This is a genomic window from Butyrivibrio sp. VCD2006, from assembly GCF_000423925.1.
Lineage (GTDB): Bacteria > Bacillota > Clostridia > Lachnospirales > Lachnospiraceae > Butyrivibrio.
This window is the reverse complement of sequence record NZ_KE384107.1, coordinates 52,513-78,972: the sequence shown is the minus strand read 5'-3', so window position 1 is coordinate 78,972 and position 26,460 is coordinate 52,513. Positions and strand designations below refer to the sequence as shown.

At 42.2% G+C, this 26,460-nt stretch carries 22 protein-coding genes; 20 read left to right on the top strand and 2 right to left on the bottom strand.

All coding sequences use genetic code 11. The annotated features are described in order from the left end of the window. Positions 1 to 25 precede the first annotated feature (25 nt). The 7 genes from G586_RS0118975 (at position 26) to G586_RS0118945 (ending at position 8,928) form a co-directional block, all read left to right on the top strand. Complete coding sequence (locus G586_RS0118975; protein ID WP_051204932.1) at positions 26 to 1,009, top strand: alpha/beta hydrolase; 984 nt, start codon at positions 26 to 28, stop codon at positions 1,007 to 1,009. Between the two features lie 73 nt (positions 1,010 to 1,082). Beyond that, positions 1,083 to 2,069 carry a diaminopimelate dehydrogenase gene (locus G586_RS0118970; protein WP_026528978.1) on the top strand — a complete coding sequence of 329 codons (987 nt, stop codon included), beginning with the start codon at positions 1,083 to 1,085 and terminating at the stop codon, positions 2,067 to 2,069. Between the two features lie 335 nt (positions 2,070 to 2,404). Next, complete coding sequence (locus tag G586_RS0118965; protein WP_051204931.1) at positions 2,405 to 3,832, top strand: sensor domain-containing diguanylate cyclase; 1,428 nt, start codon at positions 2,405 to 2,407, stop codon at positions 3,830 to 3,832. A gap of 119 nt (positions 3,833 to 3,951) precedes the next feature. Beyond that, the gene (locus G586_RS0118960) at positions 3,952 to 5,106 is read left to right on the top strand and encodes a glycosyltransferase (RefSeq protein ID WP_026528976.1); all 1,155 of its coding nucleotides are present in this window, start codon (positions 3,952 to 3,954) and stop codon (positions 5,104 to 5,106) included. 29 nt (positions 5,107 to 5,135) lie between these two features. Then, entirely contained in the window at positions 5,136 to 6,242 is a 1,107-nt protein-coding gene (locus tag G586_RS0118955; protein WP_026528975.1) for a glycosyltransferase, read from the top strand. Beyond that, complete coding sequence (locus tag G586_RS0118950; RefSeq protein WP_026528974.1) at positions 6,226 to 7,215, top strand: helix-turn-helix transcriptional regulator; 990 nt, start codon at positions 6,226 to 6,228, stop codon at positions 7,213 to 7,215. Before G586_RS0118955 ends, G586_RS0118950 begins: the two co-directional genes overlap by 17 nt. 60 nt (positions 7,216 to 7,275) lie before the next feature. Further along, positions 7,276 to 8,928, top strand: coding sequence for a SulP family inorganic anion transporter (locus G586_RS0118945; RefSeq protein WP_026528973.1), 1,653 nt, complete (start codon positions 7,276 to 7,278; stop codon positions 8,926 to 8,928). A 2-nt stretch (positions 8,929 to 8,930) separates the two neighbouring features. On the opposite strand, the gene G586_RS0118940 is transcribed toward G586_RS0118945, so the two are convergent. Further along, entirely contained in the window at positions 8,931 to 9,698 is a 768-nt protein-coding gene (locus tag G586_RS0118940) for a sensor histidine kinase (RefSeq protein ID WP_081674471.1), read from the bottom strand. 931 nt (positions 9,699 to 10,629) lie between these two features. Here G586_RS0118940 and G586_RS0118935 point away from each other — a divergent pair. Both G586_RS0118935 and G586_RS0118930 read left to right on the top strand, forming a co-directional pair. After that, entirely contained in the window at positions 10,630 to 11,427 is a 798-nt protein-coding gene (locus G586_RS0118935) for an NAD-dependent epimerase/dehydratase family protein (RefSeq protein ID WP_026528971.1), read from the top strand. A gap of 124 nt (positions 11,428 to 11,551) precedes the next feature. Continuing rightward, positions 11,552 to 11,821 (top strand): GNAT family N-acetyltransferase, encoded by a 270-nt coding sequence (locus tag G586_RS0118930; RefSeq protein WP_330363300.1) that lies wholly within the window; start codon positions 11,552 to 11,554, stop codon positions 11,819 to 11,821. On the opposite strand, the gene G586_RS0118925 is transcribed toward G586_RS0118930, so the two are convergent. Further along, positions 11,805 to 12,665: a YitT family protein gene (locus G586_RS0118925; RefSeq protein WP_026528969.1), complete on the bottom strand. Its 861-nt coding sequence runs from the start codon at positions 12,663 to 12,665 to the stop codon at positions 11,805 to 11,807. The genes G586_RS0118930 and G586_RS0118925 overlap by 17 nt on opposite strands. A 184-nt stretch (positions 12,666 to 12,849) precedes the next feature. Between G586_RS0118925 and G586_RS0118920 the strand changes: the two genes are divergently transcribed. The 11 genes from G586_RS0118920 to G586_RS0118870 all read left to right on the top strand — a co-directional run bounded on the left by G586_RS0118920 (position 12,850) and on the right by G586_RS0118870 (position 26,426). After that, positions 12,850 to 13,494 (top strand): sugar transferase, encoded by a 645-nt coding sequence (locus G586_RS0118920; protein ID WP_196811650.1) that lies wholly within the window; start codon positions 12,850 to 12,852, stop codon positions 13,492 to 13,494. Between the two features lie 81 nt (positions 13,495 to 13,575). Next, positions 13,576 to 14,571, top strand: coding sequence for an ATP-grasp domain-containing protein (locus G586_RS0118915; RefSeq protein ID WP_196811649.1), 996 nt, complete (start codon positions 13,576 to 13,578; stop codon positions 14,569 to 14,571). A gap of 2 nt (positions 14,572 to 14,573) precedes the next feature. Then, positions 14,574 to 15,692, top strand: coding sequence for a glycosyltransferase family 4 protein (locus G586_RS0118910; protein ID WP_035773638.1), 1,119 nt, complete (start codon positions 14,574 to 14,576; stop codon positions 15,690 to 15,692). A gap of 243 nt (positions 15,693 to 15,935) precedes the next feature. Then, positions 15,936 to 17,252 (top strand): nucleotide sugar dehydrogenase, encoded by a 1,317-nt coding sequence (locus G586_RS0118905; RefSeq protein WP_026528965.1) that lies wholly within the window; start codon positions 15,936 to 15,938, stop codon positions 17,250 to 17,252. A gap of 51 nt (positions 17,253 to 17,303) precedes the next feature. After that, on the top strand, positions 17,304 to 18,107 hold the full coding sequence (locus G586_RS0118900; protein ID WP_026528964.1) for a DUF2334 domain-containing protein: 804 nt from the start codon (positions 17,304 to 17,306) through the stop codon (positions 18,105 to 18,107). Between the two features lie 2 nt (positions 18,108 to 18,109). After that, entirely contained in the window at positions 18,110 to 19,381 is a 1,272-nt protein-coding gene (locus G586_RS0118895) for a glycosyltransferase (RefSeq protein WP_026528963.1), read from the top strand. A gap of 115 nt (positions 19,382 to 19,496) precedes the next feature. Next, a complete protein-coding gene (gene asnB, locus G586_RS0118890; RefSeq protein ID WP_242832063.1) occupies positions 19,497 to 21,464 on the top strand; it encodes an asparagine synthase (glutamine-hydrolyzing) in 1,968 nt (655 codons plus the stop codon). Beyond that, on the top strand, positions 21,461 to 22,714 hold the full coding sequence (locus tag G586_RS0118885) for a glycosyltransferase (RefSeq protein WP_035773635.1): 1,254 nt from the start codon (positions 21,461 to 21,463) through the stop codon (positions 22,712 to 22,714). The genes asnB and G586_RS0118885 overlap by 4 nt, the downstream gene beginning before the upstream one ends. 12 nt (positions 22,715 to 22,726) lie before the next feature. Further along, positions 22,727 to 24,265, top strand: a complete 1,539-nt coding sequence (locus G586_RS0118880) for an MBOAT family O-acyltransferase (protein ID WP_026528960.1) — start codon at positions 22,727 to 22,729, stop codon at positions 24,263 to 24,265. 6 nt (positions 24,266 to 24,271) lie between these two features. After that, positions 24,272 to 25,375 carry a hypothetical protein gene (locus G586_RS0118875; protein ID WP_026528959.1) on the top strand — a complete coding sequence of 368 codons (1,104 nt, stop codon included), beginning with the start codon at positions 24,272 to 24,274 and terminating at the stop codon, positions 25,373 to 25,375. Positions 25,376 to 25,385: 10 nt separating this feature from the next. Then, the gene (locus G586_RS0118870; RefSeq protein ID WP_026528958.1) at positions 25,386 to 26,426 is read left to right on the top strand and encodes a glycosyltransferase family 2 protein; all 1,041 of its coding nucleotides are present in this window, start codon (positions 25,386 to 25,388) and stop codon (positions 26,424 to 26,426) included. Positions 26,427 to 26,460: the final 34 nt, after the last annotated feature.

Here is a 26,460-nt window from a genome sequence, read left to right as displayed (position 1 = left end):
ATTTTAAGAAAGTGAATTAAGGCATATGAAAAGTGGTACAAAAAAGAATAAGGGCACAGTCGTAAAGCGTATATTGATCATCATAGCTGCAGTACTGGTTATCCTTGATATCATAGCAGGAAATTATCTTGTTTCATTTGCACTTATGCGTTCATCGGCATCAGGAGTTGATGTGGCGCCAGAACCGGTAACAACAAAAGATACGCAGGATAAAGTCGATGAAGTGTGGAAGAGTATAAGCTCTCTTACTGATGAATGGGTAGAGTCTGCTGAAAAGGAAACAGTATCATTAACGTCTAAGGATGGGCTTAAGCTTGTAGGGGACGTTTTTAATACGGATAAGAGCAGCCATAAGTGGCTCATAGCTGTTCACGGCTATACAAGTAAGCGCCAGCATATGTATCCCTATGCAAGATATTATGCCAAGAGAGGCTATAACGTGGTCGCTCCGGACAATAGGGCTCACGGTGAGAGCGAAGGCAAAATGCTCGGAATGGGCTGGCTTGATAAGGACGACATAAAACTATGGATTGATTACATTGTGAATATTGACCCTGAAGCAGAGATTGTATTGCACGGAGTATCCATGGGCGGCGCGACCGTCATGATGGTGTCAGGTGAAGAACTTCCAGCAAATGTGAAGGCAATCGTTGATGACTGCGGCTATACTTCAGTGTGGGATGAGTTCACCGATGAAGCAAGATATCTGTTCCACATACCACAGTTTCCCATTCTGCACACAGCAAGCCTGATCAGCAAGCTAAGGGCCGGATACACGTTTTGGGAAGCTTCGGCCATAGATCAGGTAAGGAAGACAAAGATACCGATTATGTTCATTCATGGGTCAAAGGATAACTTTGTTAATGCAGATATGGTCTACGAGTTATATGATGCCTGCCCCACACAGAAGGATATCTATGTAGTTGAGGGTGCGGGACATGGACAGGCGATGTATCTGGATCCTGATTTGTATTTTGAAAAAGTATTTAATTTCATAGACTTATTCTAATGAGGGTGGATTTTTTCACCAGTTTAAGCGTATAATGCCCATTAAGAGTTTTTGTTTAAGAAAAGGAGGAAGTATGAGCACTAGAATCGGTATTATCGGATATGGAAATCTTGGTAAAGGCGTTGAACTCGCTGTAAAGGCAGCACCTGATATGGAGCTGGTTGCAGTTTTTACAAGAAGAGATCCCGCTTCATTATCAATAAAGACAGCAGGTGTTCCTGTGGTTTCTGTTAAGGATGTTGCAGACTGGAAGGATAAGGTTGATGTCATGATCCTTTGTGGAGGAAGCGCAACAGATCTTCCGGAGCAGACACCTGAGTTTGGTAAGCTTTTCAACGTAGTAGACAGCTTTGACACACACGCAAGAATTCCGGAGCACTTTGCTAACGTAGATAAGGTAGCTAAGGAAGCAGGCAAGGTTGCTGTTATCTCCTGTGGCTGGGATCCCGGAATGTTCTCACTTGCAAGAGTATATTCAAATGCAATACTTCCCGACGGAAATGATTATACATTCTGGGGAAAAGGTGTATCACAGGGGCATTCTGATGCAATCAGAAGAATCGCAGGCGTTAAGAATGCAAAGCAGTACACAATTCCTGTAGAGAGCGCGCTTGAAGCTGTAAGAAGCGGTAAAAATCCCGAGCTCACAACAAGAGATAAGCACACAAGAGAATGCTTCGTTGTCCTTGAGGATGGCGCTGACGCAGCAAAGGTTGAGAAGGAAATCAAGGAGATGCCAAACTACTTTGCTGATTATGACACAACAGTTCATTTCATCAGCGAGGACGAGCTTCTCAAGAATCACAGCGGAATGGCACATGGCGGCTTCGTATTCAGAAGCGGTAAGACAGGTGCTGACAAGGAGCACAATCACATCATCGAGTACAGCTTAAAGCTTGATTCTAACCCCGAGTTCACAACAAGCGTACTTGTAGCTGTTGCAAGAGCAGCATTCCGCATGCAGAAGGAAGGTCAGACAGGCTGCAAGACAATGCTTGATATTCCTCCGGCTTATCTGTCAGATAAGAGCGGCGAGGAGCTTAGAGCACATCTGCTGTAATTCCTATGGAGTCACAGTGCTTCGCGAGGATTGATTTTTAAAGGAGGCTTCGGCCTCCTTTTTTGTTCAATAGGAAATTCCTTTGGATTTCCTATTGAATAAAAAGCGCTCCGCTAAGGATGCGACTGGTGCGCAGATGAATTTTGCAAGCTAAAGCTTGCGCGCACCAGCGCGCAAAGAGTCGCGAGCGACTCTTTGTTCTCGTGTAGGGCTGCCCCCCTGTTTAATGTCTGATCCCGTAAAAAAATCCACCCTCATTCTTATCCATTTGATATAATTAAAATAATAATGTTTTCCTGTTGATTTCTAAAACAAAACATTTCTATGAGGGTGACATGGCTATGGATTTTAATGCGATTGCTAATAGCATGGGCGCTATGACATGCGTCATATCAGTTGAAAAGCTTCCAAATGGAGAATATGGTGAAATCCGCCTTGTGAGCGGTAATAAGGCATATATTGATAACGTTGAAAATCCGGTGGATGAGCTTAATCTGGAGAAGCGCCATTTTATTCCCAATTCTTTATATACTGATTATTTGCCAAAAGATATGAACTTTGAGACTGCATGTTATCAGGCTGCAGTAAAGAAAAAGATGATTCATTCATATGTAATGCCTGAAAGGCATGATGTATGGATCAATATGGTTTTTATGCCCCTTGTGTGCGATGAGGGAAATATATGCTATTGCATGTATACCATGGAGCTGGATTTTGAAGCAGATTACGAAGCATTTTCTAAGATTTCAGGAGACATTGCGAGTGAGGTTCTGGAAACCTGTGTTGTTCTTAGGAGTAACAATGATTTTCAGAAATCAATGAATGATGTCGTAAAATCCATCAGAAAAATGTGCGTTGCGGAGATGTGCGTGGTTCTTTTGGTAGATCACGAGAACCACAACTGCAGAGTTTTGGGAGAGGATAGAACAGAGGCGACAAAGCTTAAATCCTTCAGAAATCACCTTGACATGGGCTTTTACGATATCGTTTCTACATGGAAGGATACAATTGCAGGTAGCGATTGTCTGATCATCAAAAATGAGAATGACATGGGTTACCTCAAGGAAAAGAACCTGCCTTGGTATGAATCATTGAAAAATGAAGGGATCTTTTCATTGGTACTGTTCCCGTTAAAAACCGGTGATGAAGTTATAGGGTATATTTGGGCAGACAATTTTGATCCTGAAAAGTCAGACAGGATAAAAGAAACTCTTAGAATAACAACCCTTATTTTGGGATCTGAAATAAGTAATTATCTACTTCTGGATAGGATGGAGATTCTGAGTTCCAGAGACATGCTTACAGGTGTTTTAAATCGTAACATCATGAATAATGTTGTGGCTAAGCTATCTGAGAAACCCGATAAGAAGGGCGATTCTCTTGGAATTGTTTTTGCGGATCTCAATGGTTTAAAGGCTATAAATGATACAGAAGGTCATGTGGCTGGTGATAACCTGATTAAAAATGCTGCTGATCTGCTTGTTAATGTATTTGGCGATGACCAGGTCTACAGGGCAGGTGGTGACGAGTTCTGTGTGATAATGACTTCCACATCGGAAGAAGAGATTCTAAGTAAGGTTTTAAAAATACGCGAGTTATCTAAAGAATATGGGAATGTGAATTTCGCTATAGGAAGCTGCGTTGTGGATGACTATCGCGAAATCAGAACCGCTTTAAGAAAAGCTGATGAAGATATGTATGCTGACAAAAAGCGTTTCTATGAATCTAATCCTGCAATGGACAGACGAACTCGCACCAATTGATATCGTTTGATATTATTAACGATATGATTTACCATATAGGATTGTATCTGTGTGGTCAGCCATGAGCAGATAAAATATCTCTACGTCAGTAGATGAAAAATATATAACCAGAGGAAATAATGGGCAGAAAGATCAAGGTTCTACATATCGTAGGCGCAATGTATCCCGGCGGAATGGAAAATTTCATAATGAATATCTATGAAAACATCGATAGGGAGCGCTTTTCTTTTGATTTTGCTGTTCATGATATAAAGGAAAACGGCTACGAGCCGAGAATCAAAGAGCTTGGTGGGAAAGTGTTCCTGCTTCCCAGAATGACCAAGCACCCCATTAAAAACATGACGGAGTTGGGGAGACATATTAAGGAAGAAGGCTACGATGTTGTCGTAAGGCATACGGCAAATGCGCTTGTAGCACCGCAGCTCTTAGCAGCTAAAAAAGCGGGAGCCATCACAATATGCCATTCTCACAACGAGACCGATCCTAAAAAAATAGCACATGTTCTCGGAAGGCTACTACTTCTTCCCAATACTGATGTGAGGCTTGCATGCTCTGAAAATGCAGGCAAATGGATGTATGGTGATAAGAGCTTTGAGGTGATCAATAATGCTATTGACCTTAATAAGTTTGAGTATAAGGCTGAAAAAAGGCAAAAGGTAATAGATGAGTTTCATCTTGAAGGGAAACATATCTACGGCCATATCGCAAACTTTATTGCTTCAAAAAACCATCTGTTTTTAATGGAGATATTCAAGGAAATAGCAAGGCTTGATGAAAAGGCTGTTTTTATATGCCTCGGTGAAGGGGATCTGAAGCCTGAAGTTATGCAAAAGGCAAAAGATCTCGGAATCGGTGATAAGGTAATCTTTACCGGAATAAGGCATGATGCTGAGAATTTCATGTCAGCTTTTGATGTTATGGTATTTCCATCATTTTTTGAGGGATTGCCTCTGACACTTATAGAGGCCCAGGTGAGCTCTCTTCCGATTTTGATGTCGGATACAATCACACCAAATGTTATTGTTACAAAAGGACTTGTGGAGTCCAAATCGATTCAGGATTCAGCGGAGAGCTGGGCAGAAGCAGCTATTCAGTTAAGGAATGATGCTAATAAGGAAGATACTGCAGAAGGTACTGCTAAAAGCATTGAAAATGCTACCGATACAAAGAGTCCTCATAGAATCTGCCAGCGCGAGAACATCCGGGAGCACGGCTATGACCTGGAGCAGCTTGTCAGATGGTATGAAGAATTTCTGACAAAATTAGTGGACTGAAAAACAGCAAAAAGGAAATAACTACAGTTATGAAAATATTATTCCACTTAAACAGCATGGGGAGAGGTGGCGCAGAGCATGTAGTTAGCACTCTGTCGAGAAAGCTTTCGAAGAACGGTCATGATGTTATTGTTGCAACCCAGTGGTACTCGGAAAATGAATATCCCCTTGGAGATAAAGTAAAGAGGGTAAATGTGGGCCTGACAGAAGAGGATGAGAAGGCGGGAAGAGTAAGCAAAGCTTTTAGGAGACTTTTCAGACTAAGGGATTGCGTTAAAGTTGAAAAGCCCGATCTTGTCATTTCCTTTTGTGCAAAGGCTAATTTCAGGAGTGCATTCAGTCTCTTTGGAATGAATACTCCTCTCATTGTATCTGTAAGGAACAATCCGGTAGAGGATTACGCAGGGCACAGAATCGCTACCCGGTATATGGAAAAGAAAGCATGTGGTTGTGTATTTCAGACCCCGGATGCCATGAGTTTCTTCTCAAAAGATTTTCAGAAAAGGTCCAGAATCATATTTAATCCGCTTGATGAGGAATATTTAAACATATCTGCTGATATGGTGCCTGAAGCCTCCGCGCGCTCAAAGAGAATAGTTAATGTAGGCAGGATATCAAAACAAAAGAATCAGTTGTTATTGCTAAAGTCCTTTAAAAAGATAGCTGATAAATATCCCGATTATAAGGTTGAGATTTACGGTGATTTTCAAGAGCAGGACATTCTAGATGAAATCACTTCATATATTGAAAAGAACTCACTTAATGACAGAGTCGTAATAATGCCTCCGACAAATAAGCTAAAAGAGAAGATCAGTGATGCAGCCCTTTTTGTTCTTTCTTCGGATTTTGAGGGTATGCCAAATTCCCTGATAGAAGCGATGGCCCTGGGTATTCCATCAATATCAACTGATTGTCCATGTGGAGGATCAAGACTTTTAATGGAACAGGAGGACTCTGGGATTCTTGTTCCCGTTGGAGATGCAGATGCGCTCGCAGATGCGATGGACAGAGTTCTTTCTGATGAACAGCTTTCGGATAAGCTTTCAAGGAATGCTTTGAAGATTACTGATAAAGTGCAGCCAGACAAAATATGCAGAGAGTGGGAGGAGTTTATCGATTATGCCAAAAGGAACTAATCAAAAACTAAAGCTTTACTATCTTGCTAAAATTCTTAAGGAACAGACAGATGACGAGCATGGACTCACCATGCCGGAGTTAATTGAAGAACTTGAAATGTACGATGTCACGGCCGACAGAAAGAGTATCTACAATGACATCGAGGCCCTAAATGACATTGGTTATGATATTGTCGGAGAAAAGAGCGGAAAGTACTATGTTTATCATGTTGCGAGTAGACAATTTGAGCTGGCGGAGCTAAAGCTCCTGGTGGATGCTATTCAGTCATTCAAATTCATTACAGAGAAAAAGTCAAACGCGCTTATCAAAAAGCTTACAACTCTTGCAAGTAAGTATGAAGCCTCACAGCTTGAGAGACAGATCTCTGTCCAGGGCCGTGTAAAGACTATGAACGAAAGCATCTACTACTCTGTAGATGATATTCACAACGCCATTTCACAGAATAAAAAGATCAGCTTCAGATATATGACCTGGGATACCAACAAAAAGCTGGTTCCCAAGAAGGAAGAGCTTTATGTAGTAAGTCCATGGCGACTTACATGGAACGATGAAAACTACTATCTCATAGCTTTTGATTCCAAAGAAGGTAAGATGAAACATTACCGCGTAGATAAAATGGAAAAGATCGCCATTTTGGATGAGAAGAGAGAAGGAAAAGAACACTTTAAGGCTGATCCTGTTGCATATAAGAATCGCACCTTCGGAATGTTCGGCAGTGAAGACTCCACTATGGTTACTCTTTCTGTTAAGGACGAAATGATCGGTGTGATCATTGACAGATTTGGTAAGGATATTGCAATAAAACCTGCCAAGAAAAAGGGCTGGACTGAGACAAGAGTTGAGGTGGCTGTCAGTGACCAGTTTTTCGGATGGATATTTGGACTTGGCGATTCGGTAAAAATAACCGCACCTGCTTCTGTTGTCAAAAAGTACAAGACTGAGCTTGATAATATGTCAGATTTCTACAAATAGATAATATTGTGATTTGACGAACTGTGCTATAATTTTGTCGGTTTTTTCAGGAGGTTTATTATGAAAAAGGATAAAATTAAGCCAATGCTTTTTTCCGTGATAAAAAAATACACGGCGAAGCAGTTCACTACTGATGTCATTTCAGGTATCATCGTTGCTATTATTGCGCTTCCGTTGTCAATTGCTCTTGCGCTTGCATCGGGCGTCGGTCCTGAGGAGGGTCTGTACACAGCTATTGTTGCAGGCTTTATAATCTCATTCCTCGGAGGAAGCAGAGTTCAGATAGCAGGTCCCACAGCGGCTTTCGCAACAATCGTTGCAGGAATCGTTGCCAAGGATGGAATGGAAGGACTTATGATGGCTACCATCATAGCCGGAATTCTTCTGATCCTGATGGGACTTTTGAGGCTCGGAAGTCTTATTAAATTCATTCCCTATACAATTACAACAGGTTTTACTGCGGGAATTGCTGTCACAATCCTTATCGGACAGATCAAGGATTTCCTGGGACTTACTTATCCCAAGGGAACAGTGACCATTGAAACAATTGAGAAGGTAGAGGCAATCGCCAAAAACATCTCGACCATCAATTTCCAGGCTGTGATAGTCGGAGTGGTTTGCCTTGCAATCCTTATTATATGGCCTAAGTTCTTTGAAAAGATCCCGGCATCCCTTGTAGCCGTTATCGCCGGAATTGTTATGGTAAAGGTTCTTGGCCTTAAGGTTAATACAATCGGAGACCTTTACACAATTAACGGAGGACTTCCTAAGTTCCATGCTCCGGTTATCAGCTTTAAGCTGATCAGAGGTTCTTTTTCAAACGGATTTACAATCGCTATTCTTGCTGCGATCGAATCACTTCTCTCAGCCGTTGTTGCTGATGGAATGATCGGTTCACACCACAGATCAAACATGGAGCTTATTGCTCAGGGCTGTGGTAACATCGGATCAGTTCTCTTTGGCGGTATCCCTGCAACAGGTGCTATCGCAAGAACAGCAGCTAATATTAAAAATGGCGGAAGAACACCTATCGCAGGTATTGTACATTCAATCGTTCTTCTCCTTGTGCTTGTAGTGCTTATGCCTTATGCAGCACTTATCCCCATGCCCACTATAGCCGCAATCCTTTTCCAGGTTGCGTATAACATGTGTCAGTGGAGACCCTTCGCACATCTGTGCAAGACTGCACCTAAGAGCGATATTATAGTTCTTGTTACAACATTCATTCTCACAGTTGTATTTGACCTTGTTGTTGCAATCGAGGTTGGTATGATTCTTGCATGTCTCCTTTTCATGAAGAGAATGAGCGAGGAATCAACTGTTCGCGGATGGACTTATATCGATCCTGATGATGTGGATACTGAGGATCCTGACAGCATTGATCTTAAGGTAGTTCCCAAGCATGTCAGAGTATATGAGATAAGCGGCCCCATGTTCTTTGGCGATGCAGATGCTCTTGCTAACATCACGACCAAGGAATTCACCAAGTGTCTGGTAATCAGAATGAGAAGCGTACCTGCACTTGATGCTACAGCAATGCGCTCACTTGAGATGCTCTTTGAGGACTGCAAGAAGAAGGGTGTCAGAGTCATTTTCTCACACGTTAATGAGCAGCCCATGAGAACTATGGAAAAGGACGGATTTGTAGACAGAGTCGGCAGAGAGAACTTTGCAGCACATATCGACGAGGCTCTTGAAAAGGCCTCAATTTGATCTTACTTATTTATATCAATGGTAGGTATCATAAATTTGGCGATGAAATAATTGCCCTCAACAGAGGTTTGGAAGATTCCATCGCAGTGCGAGATAGTTTCCTTAACTATCTTAAGCCCAAGCCCATGATTTTCACTGTCGGATTTTGTGGTTGCAAGCTCCGGATTTGACAGCACACTGTCCATGTTTGCTTTGTTTTTTATTTCACAGCAAAGGTAATCATGCACGACTCTTAGAAGTATGTGAATATCCGGATAGCTCACATTCTGGCAGGCTTCCATGGCATTATTGAACAGATTTAGGAAAATAGTACAGAAGCTTTCATCATTAACAGTAAGATTATTTGGAATTGTTATTTCAGTATAAATTTTGATATGTTGTTTCTTGGCTTCTGATATTTTCCTGTTCAATATATAATCTATCATCATATTGCCGGTGGAGACATTGGAGATGTTATCCATTTTTTCACCGATAGATTCATTAAGATAAGCTGATAATTCATCATATTTTTTTTCATGTAAGAGTGTCTGAATCAGAAGATAGTTGTTCTTCAGTTCGTGGCGCTCTTTTTTTATGCGTTCTTCAATCTCCAGGGAATAGCGGTATCTGTAGATCTGGGCCTTGGTCTCAGTCAGGGCAATATCAAGCTTTCTCTGCTCCTCGTAGGACTCAACTGTAGTTACGAAAAGATCATACAGGATCGGGAGTGATGGTATTATCGCCAGTGCAAGAACTGCATCACGGTACGCATCAAACATCGGAATATTCATTAGATCAACCGAATAATATAAAAGAAGTGCGATAGGAAAGTAAGCGAGTAAAAACAGCCTTTTCCCAATATGACTCTTAATCTTCGGGAGGGATTAACAAGATTATCTTCCCGGAAGGCGAGCAGACAAAATAAAATATTCCTTGTTATGCGTGGGGTACTTGAGATATTGATCCGCGGGCTACAGTTGTGGCCTGCGGGTTTTATTATGCCTTGTTGCTGGTGGTGTTGGTGGGTTATGTCTTGTTGCTGATGGGATAGGCCTTTTTGATGATGGTTTATGGCTTGTTGTGGAAAGTTTATGCATTGCTGATGATGGTTTGTGATATGTAAGATAATGATAAGCAACAAAAGTAGTATATAGGCTAAAGTTTATTGCCAACTTGAGGTCAACAAGGAGCTTGTGAAAAAGGTAGGCAGACTATAAGCAACAAATCAGGTGTAAAGGATGACATTTGTTGCCAACAAGAAGCTCATGAAAAATAGTACGGCAACAAATTAGTCATTAGGTAAAATTGTTGTTGCCTTGTATGGATATTTGAAAGTCAAGTAGTCAACAAATTCTTGATATTCACAGATAATAACTGTATTATATGAGAATTGACACGCACTTTAAAACGCTTGAGCAATAAAAATGCTTAAGGAGTATTGATTTGTTGCCACTCTAATTTTTTTCATAGGGAATTTGACAACAATTCTTATGGATTTCTTTGATTTGTTGTCTTTTAGTGTTTTGATAGCAATTTGGACAAGAGAAACATATTATACAGTTAGTTAATTATGAAGAACTTAGATCTGAAAATGAACGACTAAAGAAACAGTTAGCAAAGAGATAAATTTGAGTTGTAGAGTTGAGCCCATCTTCTTGACCTTACGGTCAAGAAGCATCCCTCGCTCTAAAGAGCTCGGTCAATTCCAGCTTGGAGAATTAAATGAAAAGAGCACTTATTATAGGAGCCAGTGGATTTCTGGGCGGAACAATCTATTACAAACTGAATAATATTGGAGTGAATGTACTGGGGACATACAGTAGTCAAAAGAAACAAGGCGAGTATGTGAAGCTTGATGTTTTGGATACGGGTAGGCTGATTGAGCTAATAAAAGACTATAACCCCGATGTCATCATCTGGACTGTCATGAATCATGAGCTTGAAGAAGAAATAGCAGAAAAGGTAATGCCTGTCATCCGCGATACAATAGGGAATATCAGGTTTATTTTTATGTCTACTTCTGTTGCATATGAGAAAAACATGTCTGAGGATGTGCAGCCTTATCTCAGATCAGAGGATATGTACAATTATCACTATTTCAATGGGAAGATAAAATCTGAAAATGTGATCAAGACTATGCAAAACTATTGCATAGTGAGACCTGGCAGCATCTATGGAACCGATCCTTATGGTGAAATGGATATGAGAAGCCGCTTACTAAAAGAGCATGTGGATTCTGGAGAAAAATACATCAGAGCAAGTAACATAATATTTAGTGTTGTGGAAGTGAACGAACTTGCTGATGCAGTTATTGAACTGGCAAATAGTGATTATATCGGAATAATAAACGTTTCAGAAGAAAAACCGGTTTCCCACTATGATTTCAATAAGGCTCTTTGCAAAAGATATGGTTGGCCAGACGATTGCCTCGAAGCGTATGAGGAATCAGAAAACATATATTATCTGAACAATGACCTTAGAAAGAGGCTTCTGAAAACCAGAATTGGAAGCATAATATGAATTTATGATAGCTATATAAAATTAAGATTGGCATTAAATAGAAATGTTTTTCACTTTGTGTAATGATTTTATAATATGATCAATTGATAAATCGCAGGATGATAGGCGCATTATATTGCCTTAGATTATATTATGGTGGAGACTAAAAATAATTGGTTTTGCTCATGTTATGATTATTGAACAAAAAAAGGTTCCGTGTTTAAAAAATGAAAAGGTGCTTTATTTACAGGATCTTGATGTTTCGGAGGAAATGCGCAGTCAGGGTGTTGGAGCAAAGCTTATAGATGCCTGCAAGAATTCCGACAACTTGCTACTGCGAAGTTCATCAAGATCGTCAAGACACGGATTAACCGAAAAGCATACCTTTTCCCATATCCTCAATCCCTCGGCTTAAGGTAGAAGTTACCCTGGACACGGTCGGTGCGGATAGAGTTGATGAAGGCGCCGGGATCAATATCCTTGATGGCAGGGATGAGCTTACGTGTATCGGAGGCACTTACAACAGAGTAGACCACCATCTTGTTGTTGTGCTCGAAGGAACCTTCACCATGCATAAGAGTAGCGCCGTGGTTGGCAATCTTATAAATTGTCTCGCAGACCTCGGCGGGCTTATCAGTAATAATGAAAAGAGTCTGCTGCTGATAGGTTCTGTACATCATGTGAAGAACCTGAGTTGCAACATACTGGAAAATGATTGAATAAAGAGCCTTGTCCCAACCAAACAGGAAACCAGCAACCGTAAGGATCACGCAATTGCCCGCCAGTATAATGGGAAAGGCATCAATTCCCTTTTGCTGAGATAAAAAGATTGAGATAAAATCCGTTCCTCCACTTGTGGCATCAACCATCAGACAGATGGACAGTGCAACACCTGAGAGAAGACCGCCAAAAATCGCGATAAGCAAAGGGTCATTGGTGATAACATGGGACGGAATCATATCAACAAAGAAACCATTTGAGAGCACCATTATCATGGAATATAATGTGAATTTTTTACCGATATAACGAAAACCGATATAAATGGGAATTATGTTCAGGATGACATTTATAGGGGTGTAAGGTATGCGCGTATTAAAGTACTTGAGCGCAATACGCTGTATGATGATGGTAATACCCTGAGCACCGCCGGGATACAGTCCGCCTGCATTTACGAAGGTCTGAATATTAAGAGCCATCAAAAAAGCAGCAAACAATACTACGATCAGTCTTATGCCGCCTCTTCTTAATTCTATTTTCATTATAGTAAACTCCCTACAAAACCATATTTGAAATAACACTTCTATAGGTTATAATACATTATTGTAACAAGGCTTAGCAAGCGTTCTGAGCGTGCGCTGTTTGTGCGATTGCTTATTCTTGGACATTCATTTAGCCACGTAAAATGCGTGCGCGATTAAATAAATTATTCATAACGGGTGATATATGACAAAAAAGAATAATAAAGGGATTTATGTCCTTTTCATCAAACGACTTCTGGACATATTGCTGTCACTAATGGTACTTGTTTGCTTTTGCTGGCTCTATGCTATAGTTGCCATTCTCGTAAGGGTTAAGCTTGGAAGTCCGGTTATTTTCAAGCAGCCAAGACCAGGTAAGGATGAGAAGATCTTTAATCTCTATAAATTCAGGACCATGACTGATGCGAAGGATGAAAACGGTAATCTCCTTCCCGATGAGGACAGACTTCCCGAGTTTGGTAAAAAGCTTCGTGCCACAAGTCTTGATGAGCTTCCTGAACTATTCAATATTTTAAAAGGTGATATGAGCCTTGTCGGACCAAGACCTCTTCTTGTGAAATATCTTCCGTTATATAACGATGAACAGAGAAGACGTCATGATGTTCGCCCCGGTCTCACAGGCTGGGCCCAGGTAAATGGAAGGAATCTTCTTAGCTGGGAGGATAAGTTTGAGAAAGATGTCTACTATGTGGATCATCAGTCTTTCCTGTTGGATCTGAATATAATCTTTATGACAGTAGCTGTCGTATTCAAGCATGATGACATAAACAGTGCTACAGATGCTACAATGGAGGCCTTCAAGGGTACACCTCCCAAAGACGAACAGTAAAGATAGCATGCGTCCGGAATGAAAAATAACACATGGATGCAGTCAGATATTATTAGCAATATTATTTAGGAGATTTTTATAATGAATATACTTTTTACAAGTGTTGGTAGACGCTGTGAGCTTTTAAAGGACTTTAGACAGGCTCTTGGGGATAAGGTGAGGATGGTCGTAACGGACAACAGCCCTTTTGCTCCTGCACCTGCCTTTGCTGACGCGGTATATGGAGTTCCGCTTATAAACCATGAGGATTACATACCCAAGATTCTTGAGATCTGCAAAAAGGAAAAAATAGATGCCATAACAACTCTTATTGATCCTGAGATTTCAATTCTTGCGGATAACAGAGATAAGTTTGAAGAGCTTGGCGTTACCGTGCTTGCACCCTACAAGGAGACTGCGGATCTGTGCTTTGACAAATATGAGATGTTTAAATACCTCAGTAAAAATGGCATTCCCACCGTTCTTACATTTGGAAGCTTTGCTGATTTCAAGGAGAGCTTTGACAAGGGAGAGATAAGTTTTCCTGTCTTTGTTAAGCCCAGAACCGGAAGCGGAAGCGTTGGTGCCAGGAAGGTTGAAAATATCGAGCTTTTAGAGGAACTTACCGCCAGAGATTCTTCGCTTATTATTCAGGAATTCATGGATGGCAAGGATATGGATGCGGATATTTACGTAGATACCATCACACATGAGCCGGTTGCGATCTTTTCCAAGAAGAAGATTTCAACAACCATAGGTGGTGCCAATAAGACCATCTCTTTCAAGGACGATGCGCTCTTTGAGTTTGTGAAAAATGCGATGAAGGTGTTCAAATTCAATGGACCTCTGGACATGGATCTTTTTTACAAGGATGGACAGTATTATCTGTCTGAGATAAACCCCCGCTTTGGTGGTGCGTATCTTCATGCCTTTGGAGCCGGAGTTGATTTTCCTTCACTTATATACAAAAATGTAATTGAGAAAAAAGCCAATGATGAGATCATCGGGCAATATGATGAAGACGTCTGCATGCTTATGTATGACAGCGTTGTAATTGAAAAACTCGCCAATCTCAAGAATCGTATGCAGGAAGTATAAGAATGAAAATACTGGTTCTGACAAACTGGGCAAATGGGCTATGGCTTTTCAGAAAGGAATTGCTCAAATCCTTTATGGATGCAGGCCATATCGTACTCATTTCAGTGCCTTACGATGAAAATTGCAAAAAGCTGGAAAAGTACTGCACAAGGCTTATTGATACGCATCTTGAGCGACACGGCATCAATCCTTTCAAGGACATTGATCTGTTTCACAGATACTATAAGCTATTACAGGAGCTTAAGCCCGATGTGGTGCTGACCTACACTGTAAAGCCCAATATTTACGGCGGATGCGCGGCCAGACTTCAGAGAATACCGTATATCTGCAATATTACGGGGCTTGGAATGGGCATTGAGAACGGCGGCATAATGAGTAAAATTCTGGTTGCTCTTTACAGAGGTGCGACGAAGGATGCAAGAAGGGTCTTTTTCCAGAACGAGAGAAATCGCAAGTTCATGCAGGAGAGAGGTGTTGCTGTTAAAAATAGCGGGCTTCTGCCGGGATCAGGCGTTAATCTCGATGAGCATCCTTTCAGAGGGTATCCCCTGGAGAATGAAGGAATCCATATCCTTGCGGTTATCAGAGTTATGAAGGATAAGGGAACCTCCGAGTACCTTGAAGCGGCTGAGAGAATTGCCAAAACACACGACAATGTGCACTTCGACCTTGTGAGTGAATACGAAGAGGACGAGAGGGCATTCTATGAGCCCTGGATTACAAGGCTTGAAAACGAGGGAATACTCACATATCACGGACATGTGGATTATGTGGAGCCCTACATGGATAAATGTCATATCGTGGTGCACCCTTCATATCATGAGGGTATGTCTAATGTGCTCCTTGAGGCGGATGCCTGTGGCAGACCTATTCTGTGTTCGGATATTCACGGCTGCATAGAGGCTCTTGACGGGGAGAAAAATGGCTTTGCCTTTGAACCCAAAAGTACGGACGCTCTGGTAGCTGCCATTGAGCGCATACTTGCACTTTCTGAGAAGGAGCGTGCCAAAATGGGCAGAGCAGGAAGAAGGTTTATCGAGAACAACTTTGACAGAAAGCTCATAATAGATGCATACAAGGCAGAACTTGACAGCATTAGTGAGAATTCGCAGAATTCTTGAATCTTTGATTTAAGAGTATATGGCATCGTAGATGTCAAAACAGGAAACCGCATTAACTGCGGTTTCCGTAAGAATATGATTGAGTAATCAAATTGGCCCTGCGACGAAGTCGCCTTTAATGGCCAATTTGCAGCATTCTTGAATCTTTGATTTAAGAATGTATAATAGTAATGATGGGAAGACCCCATCCGACAGCAAAGCTGATATCTTTTAAGAAAATGAGATGTAGGAGATTATAATAAAATGAGTTTGTACGAGAAACTCCTCGCAGGTGAGGAGAAGCTTTCACTTGTAGGTCTTGGATATGTAGGAATGCCCATCGCGGTTGCATTTGCCAAGAAGATTAAAGTAGTGGGTTACGATTTTAATGCTGAAAAGGTAGCTCTTTATAAAAACGGAATCGACCCTACAAGGGAAGTCGGTGACGCTGCTATCAAGGAGACATCTGTTGATTTCACAGCTGATCCTGAAAAACTCAGGGAGTGTAAATTCCATATCGTTGCGGTTCCGACACCCGTAAATGATGACCACACACCTGATCTTACTCCTGTTGAGGGAGCAAGCAGAACTCTTGGAAAATATCTCACAAAGGGTTCAATCGTAGTTTATGAGTCAACGGTTTATCCCGGAGTGACAGAGGATATCTGTGTTCCGATCCTTGAGGAGGAATCAGGACTTAAGTGCGGAGTTGACTTCAAGGTGGGCTATTCACCTGAGCGTATCAACCCCGGTGACAAGGTACACAGACTTGAGACTATAGTAAAAATCGTATCCGGTATGGATAAGGAGACCCTGGAAGAGGTTGCAAATGTTTACAAGCTTGTTGCTCTGGCAGGTGTTCATGAGGCTGAGACCATCAAGGTTGCCGAGGCTGCCAAGGTTATCGAGAACAGCCAGAGAGATATCAATATCGCATTTATGAATGAGCTTTCAATGATCTTCCACAAAATGGGAATTGATACCAAGAGCGTTCTTGAGGCAGCGGGAACAAAGTGGAATTTCCTTAATTTCAAGCCGGGTCTTGTAGGCGGTCACTGTATCGGTGTTGATCCCTACTACCTCACATACAAGGCTGAGGAGCTTGGATATCACAGCCAGATAATTCTTTCCGGTCGTCGTATCAATGATGACATGGGAAAATATATCGCAGAGTCCTGCGTAAAGAACCTTATTGCACAGGATCTTAACGTAAGACATGCGAGAGTGGGAATCCTTGGATTTACCTTCAAGGAGAACTGCCCTGATACCCGTAATACCAAGGTAATCGACATATATAACGAGCTTAAGGAGTACGGAATCACACCTATCGTTGTGGATCCGGAAGCTGACAGCGATGAGGCAAAGCGTCTCTATGGCATTTCATTCGATAACATGAGTGATCTTAAGGATATGGATGCTGTTATCGTTGCGGTAGCTCATGAGGAATTCCTTGGAATAACTACTGAGGATATCAAGAAGTGGTATAACCCTGAACACAAGAGAAGAGTTTTCCTTGATGTAAAGGGAATCTTTGATAAGAACAGCTTCGATTCATCAGAGTTCAGTTATTGGAGATTATAAGCAAAAAACAAATGGGGGAATGCCGCCACCTAAAAGTGGCGGCGTTATTGTATGAAGATAGTAATAAGACTGGATGATATTTCTCCCGGAATGGATATGGGGAAATTTAGACGATTTAAGAGGCTTCTTGATGAGTATCATATAAAGCCTCTTATTGGTGTGGTTCCGGAGAATCAGGATCCTAAACTGGATTCCTACAGGGATGAAGAGGAGTCAGACTCCGGCCCTTCCAAAGGAAGAGAGACTATCCCTGATGACAAGATAAAGGAAAAGGATTATCCCTTCTGGCATCTTGTGAGAAACCTTCAGACTGAGGGGTGGATCATAGCCATGCATGGACTTCACCATGTATATACCACCAAGAAGGGCGGCCTGCTGCCTCTTAATAAACAGTCGGAGTTTGCCGGAATTGATCTGGAGAAGCAGATTCAAATGGTAGCTGAAGGAAAGAAGATCCTTGGCGGACATGGTATTGCTACGGACTTTTTTATGGCTCCGAGCCACAGCTATGATAAGAACACTATGACAGCCCTTGCGGAGAACGGCTTTAGACGAATAACAGATGGTTTTGGGAAAAAGGCATACAGAAGATTCGACATGACCTTTTACCCGATTTCATTTAAAAAGGATGCAGTTTTGAAGGATGATTCCGAGGGCTACACAACCTTTGTTGTTCACACAAATACCTTGAATGGGGATGATTTTGCTTACTATGAGAAGGTGTTTGAGAGTGGAAAAGTAGTTAGCTGGGATGACTGGCTTTTGGAGGAACCGGTGGAAGCCTCCGATTTTCAAGGAATTAAAGAGTATCTCATGGCACGCTTTAAATATATCGCCGTGCATAAGAGGTGGTAAGAATGGCGCAACCAATAAGAATATTACATGTATTTGGAACACTGGGACTTGGAGGAGCGGAGAGCCGCATCATGGATCTGTACAGACATATTGACAGAGAACGTGTGCAGTTCGATTTTTTGGTGCACGCAGATCCGGAAGCCACAGGTAAAAAGTGCCCTTCATCAGATGAGCTTATGAAAGTCAGGGAGCCTGACTATTTTGACGCGACTGTAAAAAAGCTTGGGGGCAACATCTATGCCCTTCCGAGATTTCACGGAACCAATTTAAAAGATTACAAGAACGCTATCAGAATGTTTTTCATGCAGCACAGGGGAGAGTGGAAAATGGTGCAGGGGCATATGACAAGCACCGCAGCCATTTATCTGCCGATTGCCAAGACCTGTGGAATAGGAACAACTATCGCCCATGCCAGAAGCGCCGGAGTGGATCCGGGACTTAAGGGTGTTGTGACCAGAATAATAAGAGGACCCCTTGGTAAGGGAGATACCTGTGATCTTAGATTTGCCTGCACTGAAAATGCCGCAAGATCGGTGTTTGGAGATACGCTCACTGACGAAGGCCTTGTGAGAATTATTCCGAACGCTATAGATTTAACCAGATTTGTCTATAATCAGGAAGTCAGAAACAAGATAAGGAAGGAACTGGGGCTTTCCAATGCCATCATCATAGGGCATGTGGGAAGATTCCATTATGCAAAAAACCACGAGTATCTTCTTAAGGTATTTGCTGAGTTTTTGAGGATTTTAAGCCATGATGATTCCAATTCCTTCAGCATGCTTCACGGAATGAGAATCAGACTCCTTATGCTTGGAGAGGGCTCCCTTATGGAGACCATGAAGCAGCTTGCTACTGACCTTCATATTGAAAAGCATGTGATATTTTGCGGAAATAAGAGCAATGCCAACGAGTATTATCAGGCGATGGATTATTTCCTTTTCCCTTCAAGATACGAGGGACTTCCGGGAACAGTCGTTGAGGCTCAGACAGCAGGACTACAGTGCCTTGTTTCAGATTCGATAACACCCGAAGTTGATATTACACCCCTTGTAAGCAGAATGAGTATTGAGGAGCAGCCTGCAGTTTGGGCGAGAAAAATACTTAATGATCTTATGCTTCGTGATTATGCTGAGGGCGAGGATGAGAACGCCCTTCCCATCGGAGACAGAAAAGCATCATCACAGCCTATCACTGAGATGATTCAGCTTGCGGGCTTCGATGTTAAAACTCAGGCTCAGCGTATGCAGAGCTTCTATTTAACGGGGAAGTTTTGATTTATTAACGGGGAAGTTTTGATTTAAAACATAGTGATTACTTTATGGATTTCTCAAATTTGGGGATGGGGGTAAGAGCTTTAGGCCTTCTCCCTTTGGGAGAAGGTGGCACGAAGTGCCGGATGAGGGTAAAAAGGAGCAGCCCATGTGCGGAATCTGCGGATACTTTTCCATAAACAGAATAACTGAAGATGAGCTGCGGGCAATGAATGACACCATGGTCCACAGAGGACCTGATGATAGCGGAGTGGAGATATATCCCGGAAAGGATGGATATAACATTGGCTTCGCGCAGAGGAGACTGTCAATTAACGACCTTTCACCTCTTGGACATCAGCCTATGTCCACCCCGGACGGAAGGATATCGGTTGTTTTTAATGGTGAGATATATAACTTCCTGGAGCTTAAGGAAGAACTAAAGGGTTATCCCTTCAAGTCCACATGTGATACGGAGGTTATACTTGCAGGATATCTAAAGTGGGGAAAATCGCTCCCTGATCATATTCATGGAATGTTTGCCATAGCACTTTATGACAGGGAAACAGAGGACCTTTTCCTTATAAGGGACAGAATAGGTAAAAAGCCGCTTTATTACTGGGATGAAGGTGAAAACATTGTATTTGCCTCAGAGCTTAAGCCTATTATGAAGTGCCCGGGCTTTAAGGGAGAGATCAGAAAGTCGATAATTCCGAGATACCTCTACCAGCAGTATATAAATGCACCTGAGAGTATTTTCGAGAATGTATGGCAGGTGGAACCCGGTCAGGCTCTTATTTTTAATTCGGGAAAAATAAATAAGTACAAGTACTGGGATATCAAGGAAGCTTATAAGAAGAATTCAGCTACGCAGATTGAGGACTATAATGAAGCCAAGGCTGGCTTAAAGGCACGTCTTCAAAAGTCGGTTGCTGACAGGATGATAGCAGATGTTCCGCTTGGCGCATTTTTATCGGGAGGCTATGATTCCTCACTGATAACGGCCCTTGCGCAGGAGCACAGTGATACGCCTGTTAAGACCTTTAGTATAGGCTTTAACGTCCCTGAGTATAATGAGGCTGAATATGCTAAAAAGGTGGCCAATCATCTTGGTACTGACCATACAGAGCTGTATATAGATGAATCCGAGATGCTTAAGCTCGTTGACAGCATTCCAAAGTATTACGATGAACCCTTTGCGGACGAGTCGGATATTCCCACCATGCTTGTCTGCAAGCTTGCAAGGCAGAAGGTGACAGTGGCCCTTTCGGGTGACGGAGGGGATGAATTTTTCTGCGGATACAATGTATATGAACATGTGGCAAAGGCTAAGGCACTTGATGCTGCAGGAGGCATTGTAAGTGCAATAGGTAACATTCCTGCAGGAAGTGATAAGCTTATCAGAAAGCTTCCGATAAAGGTTCAGTCAGTTGCTGAAAACAGAGATCCCGAGACGAAGACACAGATTTCATCGCCTCTATATATCCGCTGTGCCCACGCATTTGTGACAGGACATGAACAGCCGGACCAAAGGCTTACCTACGAGCAGTATATAAATGGGCAGTTTGGGGATAGCGGCCTTTTCCCCTGTAAGTATCCTGTGGAGTCCTCCTACGGAGTATCCGACTGGCAGGTGAGACGTATGCTACTTGATATGGATACCTATCTTCCTGCTGACATACTTGTGAAGATGGACAGGGCTTCAATGAAGTATTCCCTTGAGTGCAGATGCCCTATTATGGATACAAGCGTTATGGAATACAGCTTTTCCATACCACACAGATTTAAGTATGCAGATGGCGATAAAAAGCATATCCTGAAGGATATCGCCTATGATTATATTCCAAGAGAACTTTTAGAGCGGCCAAAGAAGGGCTTTAGCGTTCCGATGGACGCTTGGCTCCGTGGACCGCTTCGCGAAAGACTCCTTGATTTTAGTAACGAGAGTTATCTTAAAAAACAGGGGATATTTGATCCCGGCTACACATCGAGATTTATCAGGAATTATCTTGAAAAAGGCGATGCCGGTTCATCTACCGGAGCCAATTTCTCAAGACTTTCCTGGAGCTTTTTGAATTTTCAGCAGTGGTATGAGGAGTACTTATGACAGATAGCCGTAGGCTGAAGAAAAAGCATATTGCCATGTATATAGGCTCACTCAATAAGGGTGGAGCTGAGCGTGTTATGTGCAATTTGGCCGAGTACTTTTTCAGTATCGGATACAAGGTTACACTTGTGACGACTTATCTCTCGGACGATGAGTATGTGCTTCCCAACGCCGGGTGGAGCGTAGTTAAGAGCGAAGATGAAGAGAACGCCACAAAGGTACTAAATCCTGATGAGAAGGAGCGCTATGTCGATCTAAAGGGCGGAGTACCGATGGGAATCGGGCGTGTTTTCACTGCCCTTATGCCCTATGAACAGGGGAACAGAGCGCAGAATTTCCACAGACGTATTCAGAAGCTTACAAACACTTGGGAGAGGATAAAGCCGGATCTTATTTTATCCTTCCTTGGTAAAAATAATGTGATGGCGATACAGTCAGCTGCAGGCCTTGATATACCGGTCGTGGTTTCAGTAAGGGCGACCCCTTCTGAGGAATACGCATCAAGGGGACTAAGGCTCGCTATGAGAGTACTGTTTCCGGCAGCAGCAGGCGTAGTCGTTCAGACAAACGGAGCGATGGATTTCTTTAGCCCTATTGTCAGACAGAAATGTAAGGTTTTGCCAAATGCGGTCAATGAGGAATTCATGAACCACGAGATTATTCCCTTTGACGATAGAAAAAAGGTAATAGTATCAGTTGGAAGACTTGATGAAAACAAGAATCAGAAGATTCTTATAAACGCATTTTCATATGCGATAAAGAAATATCCTGAATACAGGCTTGTGCTCTACGGAGATGGTCCTTCAAGGGGTCTTCTGGAGAAGCTTTGCAGGAATCTTGGTATTCTGGATGAATCCGGAAAAGGTGAACCCGGAAAGGTTACCTTTATGGGAAGTGTCGACAAAATTGCTGACAGAATAGCTGATGCGGAATTTTTCGTTCTGACTTCAAGGACAGAGGGTATGCCCAATGCGCTGATTGAGGCCATGGCTCTTGGTCTTTGTTGCATATCCACGGATTGTCCCTGCGGAGGTCCGGCGGACCTTATCAGTACAGGTAGAAACGGACTTCTTATTCCGATGGATACGGATGTAAATATGGCGATGCATATTTTTCATGCACTTGAGAGACTTATGGATGATCCGCCGCTGGCCAGGAAATTGGCGGCTTCAGCTTTTGAAGTAAGGGAAAAATACAATCCCCGTGCTATTAACGAAAAGTGGCGTGACTATTTTGAAGAATTGATGTAGGAGTGACAGTGGATGCAGTTTAATTCATATATTTTCATACTGTGCTTTTTACCGCTGTCTCTGATCCTGTACTTCCTGTTTCATGATCTTGGGAAAAGAAAGCTTGCCTATGGCTCGCTTCTTGTCATGTCACTTTGGTTTTATGGATACTTCAACCCTTATTATCTTGCGATAATCTGCAGCAGTATAATAGTGAATTTCCTTTTGTCCAGAGCTATGGCAACCAAGGGATCAGAGGAAGGTTCTGCAAATGTAAGAAAAAAAGTCTGCCTCATTGCAGGCTTATTATTCAATATAGGACTAATTTTCTACTTTAAGTATTACGACTTCTTTATCGAGAACATTAATGCTGTTTTCAGGACAGGGTTTAATTTAAAGCATATTGTACTGCCTCTTGGTATAAGCTTTTTTACCTTCCAGCAGATATCCTTTATTGTGGATTCATACAGAGGTGAGACGGGGGATTATTCTTTCCTGGAATATGCCCTTTTTGTGTCCTATTTCCCGCAGTTGGTGGCAGGTCCCATAGTTCTTCATTCAGAACTCATTCCGCAGTTTCGTGATGAAAAAAAGCACAGGGTAAACTTTGATAATCTTTGCCGGGGAATCATGCTCTTTACAAGAGGTCTCGGTAAAAAGATGCTGATTGCGGATATGTTCGGAAGAGCGGTGGACTTCGGCTTTTCACAGGCTGCTCTTATCCCTGTGGGAGAGGGAGCACTCACTAGACCGGAGATCATCATAGTGATGCTGTCCTATACCTTCCAGATATATTTTGACTTTAGCGGCTACAGCGATATGGCTACGGGCCTTGGTGCAATGTTCAACCTGGATATACCCATGAACTTCAACTCGCCCTATAAGGCTATATCAATTGCTGACTTCTGGAAGCGCTGGCACATGACGCTCACCAGATTCCTTACGAATTATGTCTATATTCCTCTTGGAGGAAACCGCAAGGGTAAGGTGAGAACTTATATAAATACTTTCATCGTTTTCCTTGTAAGCGGTATCTGGCATGGAGCAAACTGGACGTTCATCCTTTGGGGTGTCTTCCACGGCTTCTTCCAGTGCATTAATAAGCTCACCCATGAAGGCTATGTCCGTGCGTGTGATTCTGTTAAGAAGGGTCCCCTTGGAAGGGTGCTCGCAGCAGTGATAAAAGCCGTAAGCTGGACTTTGACCTTTGGAATTATAAACGTGCTGTGGCTTCTTTTCAGGGCAGACAGTGTAAGCCAGTGGATTCAGATATTAAAGCGCCTTTTCGTGCTTAATCTGGATGTAAGATCTGAGCTTGTGGAGACCTTTAGAATTCCAAGATTCAGATATGTTCTGTCCTTTTTGAGACTCCCCTCCGAGGATTTAAATGTGCTCCTTACAGGGTGCGGCATTGCTATGGCCGCGGCACTTATCGTTTGCCTTTGCTGTAAAAACAACTACGAGAGAGAGTACAAAACGAATGCATTATCCCTTGCCTTTACCTGGGTATTGCTTGTGGTGTGCATCGTTTCAATGAGCTCAATTTCAACATTTTTATATTTTAATTTTTGAGGCCCTATGACATCCAAAAAATGGTTTTTCTCCATCTTAATACTGACAATTTCATCACTGATCCTGATCGCAGGACTGGTGTTTTTTGTGGACCCCTTTTTTCATTACAGAGCGCCCAATAAGAAGCTGTTTTATAAGCTATACGACCAGCGATCCCAAAATGACGGCATTACCAGAAAATTCGACTATGATGCCATAATCACGGGAACCTCAATGGCTGAGAACTTTAGCGTTTCACAGTTTAATGAGGGGCTGAGCGTAAATGCCATAAAGGTGCCTTACTCCGGGGCAACTTACAAGGAAATAAACGACAACCTTGAGGTGGCCTTCAAGAGCGGTCACCATCCAAGATATGTTCTCAGACCGCTTGATTATTCGCTTCTTGTAAGGGATAAGGACGAGCTCAGGGATGACATGGGCGAATACCCTTACTGGCTAACCAACGATATCATATGGGACGATGTGAAATATCTTCTCAATAAGGATGTTGTGGTGCGCTATGCGCTTCCAGCGGTCATCGGATATTTTCAGGGCAAAAATCCGGGATATACAAGCTTTGATGAGTACAGTTATACTGATGGTAACAACATATACGGAAAGGACAGGGTTCTTTTGGGGAGAAAAAGCTTTAAGGAGCCTGAAGAATATTACCTTCCCTCAGGAGAAGACATGCTGATGCTATCGGAAAACATCGAGCAGAATGTTGTGGCACTTGCAAGAATGCATCCTGAGACCACCTTTTTATATTTCTTCCCGCCTTACTCCATGGCTTATTGGGGTGATCTTTATGAGCAGGGCGTTTTGGATAATATCAGGACATTCAAGGCACAGGCCATAGAGCAGATGCTGGAGTGTGAGAATATTCACATCTACAGCTTCACGACACATACTGAAATAACCGCAGACCTGGACAGATACAGAGATCAGGCACACTACGATTACAATGTGAACTGCATGATCATGGATCTTATAATGGAATATGAAAAGGGCTATGAAAACACGGATATCTTTTCTGTATCTGACAGAATAACAAAGGAAAATGCAGACAGATATCTTGCTGAGGAGGCAATGCTCTTAAATAGCTTTGATTACAATTCACTGATCAAATGAGGATTTATATATGAAGGACATAAGTCACTTCTATTTCAAAGGAATAGAGCCAAAGCAGCAGCCGCTAATTACAGTAGCGATCAGCTGTTATAACATGGAAAAATATATAGCCAGATGCATAGATTCTGTAATGGCGCAGACATATACAAACCTGGAGATTCTTATATTAGATGATGGTTCAAGAGACAGAACCGGCCACATCTGTGACTATTACACAACTCAGGATTCAAGGATCAGAGTGGTGCATCAGAGTAATCAGGGTCCCGGGAATGCCAGGAACTACCTGAAGGATATGGCAAAGGGTGATTATGTTGCCTTTTTGGATGGTGACGATTACGTTGAAAAATACGCCTATGAATACATGATGAGTGCCATATTGGAATCTGGATGCAGGCTTGCAATATGTCATTATTTTGAAAATGGCGAGGATGATCCCGTAAAGTTTCATAGGCTTACTGAAAACATGAGGGCCAATCCTTTAAGGATTGTAGACAAGGACGAGCTGATTACAGCATGTGTTGAGGAATCAGAGGATCTTCCTGCAGGAAGCATGGTGTGGAATAAGCTTTATCATAAGAGCCTTTTGGCGGGGAATGATTTTCCTGCTGTTTTTTTCCATGAGGATAAGCTGTTCACGCTCCATGTTCTTAATGATGCGGGAGAGGCTGTGTTAATTGACACACCGCTTTATCATTATATAATAGACAGAAAGGATGGTCTCAAAACACAGGAGGGATTTTTCTGCATTTTTTCCGAATGGATCCCTTCACTCAAAAGTGCAAAAGCGTATCTAAACAGCATTGGCAGAGAGGATCTTTGCTATTCCCAGGATTATCTGATGTATAAACAGCTTCTTGATTACTATTCGGAGGCAAAGCGCGATAAAACAGGGGATAAGGATAAATATCTTCCGGATATTGTTTCATGCATTATGGATGCGAGAGACTCCTTTGACAAAATTTATGAAAGCAGGATCGCGGATCCAAAGGAGAAAAAGCGAATGCAGAAATTTTTGGAGCATCGCTTCATCTACGATCATTTTTACATTTAAACAGCATGATTTTACATAATAAAAAGGTATGGGG